Source organism: Clostridium sp. (genome assembly GCF_040797585.1).
Classification (GTDB): domain Bacteria; phylum Bacillota; class Clostridia; order Clostridiales; family Clostridiaceae; genus Clostridium_Z.
In genome coordinates this window covers 1-2,979 of sequence record NZ_JBFNEO010000276.1, presented here as the reverse complement: position 1 = coordinate 2,979, position 2,979 = coordinate 1, and the positions used below count along the sequence as shown (strand labels likewise).

General features: G+C 30.5%; 3 protein-coding genes. 2 read left to right on the top strand and 1 reads right to left on the bottom strand.

Annotated elements, in window-relative coordinates; all coding sequences use genetic code 11:
• On the top strand, nucleotides 1–579 hold a 579-nt coding region (locus AB2369_RS12690), incomplete at its 5' end, for a YwmB family TATA-box binding protein (protein ID WP_367666839.1).
• Nucleotides 580–598: 19 nt separating this feature from the next.
• Nucleotides 599–1,852, top strand: coding sequence for a UDP-N-acetylglucosamine 1-carboxyvinyltransferase (gene murA / locus AB2369_RS12685; RefSeq protein WP_367666838.1), 1,254 nt, complete (start codon nucleotides 599–601; stop codon nucleotides 1,850–1,852).
• A gap of 64 nt (nucleotides 1,853–1,916) precedes the next feature.
• On the opposite strand, the gene spoIID is transcribed toward murA, so the two are convergent.
• The gene (gene spoIID, locus AB2369_RS12680; RefSeq protein WP_367666837.1) at nucleotides 1,917–2,954 is read right to left on the bottom strand and encodes a stage II sporulation protein D; all 1,038 of its coding nucleotides are present in this window, start codon (nucleotides 2,952–2,954) and stop codon (nucleotides 1,917–1,919) included.
• Between the last annotated feature and the right edge of the window lie 25 nt (nucleotides 2,955–2,979).

Here is a 2,979-nt window from a genome sequence, read left to right as displayed (position 1 = left end):
GCATTACTTTCTACATCTTTTATTATAAATGAGGAAAGATTTTTAACTGGAGTTGTTACCTTATTAAGTGGACAGGTAGTAGAAAAAGCAATGAGAATAGAAGTAAATAATGTTGAAGATAAGGAAGGAAAAGAGTTGGTAGAAAATTTAAATCAATATAAAGATTCTAAAAATATTGATTTAGATATAGTTGATGAGTTTTTGGAATCAAAAGGGAAAATATACATTAATATGGGGATAAAGGATAACGATACAAAGCTTTACCAAATAAATGATAACATATTAAATCTTATAAACACAGAATATAAGAATATAAACACATATTATTTTATAAGAGGTAAATTAGAGGATAAGGAACCAAAGACATATGAAAAGAAATTGCAATTATTTTTACAACTTATAGGAAGTAATAATGTAAAAACCATAAATAATAAAGAAGTTTATGGTACAGCTTTAACGGGCTTTTTTAATAGTGAAATAATAGCAAATGAGAAAGTTGATTTAAACTTTTCGATTAACAAATATACATCAGGAACATATGTAAATATAGGTACTCCTATAATTACATTTAGTTATTAACAATTTTATGGAGGAAAATATGGAAAAATTAGTTATAAAGGGTGGGAACCAGCTTAAAGGTGAAGTAACTATAAGTGCAGCTAAAAATTCTATTCTCCCTATTATAGCGGCTTCTATTTTAAGTGGAGATAAATGTATAATTAGTAATGCACCAGCATTAGAAGATGTTCATGTAATATGTAATTTATTAAATAGTATGAATTCTAAGGTTAAATTTAATCATAATAATATATATATAGATACTAGTGAAATATTAAGTACAGATGAACCCAGTGGAGAACTAGTAAGAAAAATGAGAGCATCATTTCTTATTATGGGGCCTATGTTATCTAGATTTGGGAGAGTTAGAATATCCCTTCCAGGGGGATGTAATATAGGGACTAGACCTATTGATCTTCATTTAAAAGGATTTAAAGCCTTAGGAGCTAAAATTGATTTGGGATATGGATATGTAGAAGCTAAAGCAGATAGATTAAGGGGAAGTAATATATATCTAGATTTTCCATCTGTAGGAGCTACAGAAAATATAATGATGGCAGCAGTTTTGGCAGAGGGGGAAACTGTAATAGAAAATGCAGCAGAAGAGCCAGAGATAAAAGATTTAGCTAATTTTCTTATAAAAATGGGAGCTAATGTTCAAGGAGCTGGAAGTGATACAATAAGAATAAATGGAGTTAAAAGTTTACATGGTGTGAGCTATACTCCTATTTTTGATAGGATAGAAGCAGGGACTTATATGATAGCCGCTGCCTTAACTGATTCCAAGGTTAAAATACTAGGAGTAGAAGAAGAATATCTAAGACCAGTTATTGCAAAACTTATAGAGAGTGGAACAACTTTAGAAATAGGAGAGGACTTCATATTAATTAATGGACATAAAGGATTAAGAGCTATGGATATAAAAACTATGCCTTATCCAGGGTTTCCAACAGATATGCAGGCACAAATCATGACTCTTGCTTCTCTTTCAAAAGGCACAAGTATAATAACAGAAACCGTATTTGAAAATAGATTCATGCATGCTGGAGAGCTTAAAAGAATGGGAGCTAATATAAAGATAGATGGAAGATGTGCCATAGTTGAAGGGGTTAAATCTCTAAGTGGATGTAATGTTAAGGCTACTGATTTAAGGGCAGGAGCAGCCCTTATTTTAGCAGGACTTTGTGCAGATGGTATCACTACTATAAGTGATATACACCATATTGACAGAGGATATGTTGCCATAGAGGAAAAATTTAAAAAGCTAGGGGCAATAATTGAGAGGGTAAAATAATGTTAATTTATAGTATTAACAAACACCATATCTTATTTTGTATGATATGGTGTTTGTTTTATTTTTAATAATCTTTTTCTATAGTAACTCCTGAATAGTAGTGGGTAAGTATTTCTTTATAATTGCTTCCGTTTTTAGCCATAGCATTAGCACCCCATTGGCTCATTCCAACGCCATGTCCATATCCAACACATTCTATAGTTATACTATCTTTATTAAAGGTTAGTGTAAAATTGGCAGAATTTAAATTAAAAAGCTTTCTAAAATCAACACCGCGTATAGTCTCAGAGCCAAGTTTTATCTCATTTACAGAACCACCTTCAGTCCTTGATTGTATTGCAACGGTTGATTTTACATTTTTACTTGATAACTTAGCTTTTGGATATGATTTATTTACAGTGTTTATAAATGTATTTAATTTTATAGTCTTTGAACTTTTATATTTAGGAGCAGCTTCTTCACCAGGACTCATTACTGACTTTAAATAAGGTGGGTTTCCACCAAATACATCCTTACTATTTTCTGTTTTACCAGAACTAATAGCAAAAAACTGAGCTGAAGCAACAAGTTTTTTATCATAATACATAAATTCGCCTTTAGTCTCATCTACAGCTTGGCTAATTTTTTTATAATTTTCTTCTCCACCTTTTCCCCATTCTTTTAGTTTAACATCCTTACTTTTGTATACTTGGCAATGAACTGTATCGCAAACATCAGCTCCTTTAGCTTCAGTACACTTATATTTTATTTTATTCAAAGAGAAATTCCTAGCTGCAATAGCTTGAGCTTTTAAGGCCTCTATTTCAAAGGAAGCCTGCATTTCAGCAGATACAACACCCTTTATATATTCTTCAAAACTCATAGTTTCAATTCTATCTTCTTTACTTATGTATACGCTTATATCCCCTTTTAATATATCTAAGGAGCTTTCTTCCTTCTCTTGTATATTATTTTCTTTAACATACCCTTTATCATTATGTTCTTTAATTTCTTTAACTTCTTTACCTATTAAAGCAAGGGGAAGTAATATTATAAAAGATATGATGAAGACAATAACTATTAGAATTTTTTTCATATCTAATACCAATATTGTATTTTTCAAAACATATCCCTCCTATCTTAAAGTC

What these genes read in the sequence shown, in the direction of transcription:
- murA (WP_367666838.1), top strand. Translation starts at nt 599, where the DNA reads ATGGAAAAATTAGTTATAAAGGGTGGGAACCAGCTTAAAGGTGAAGTA.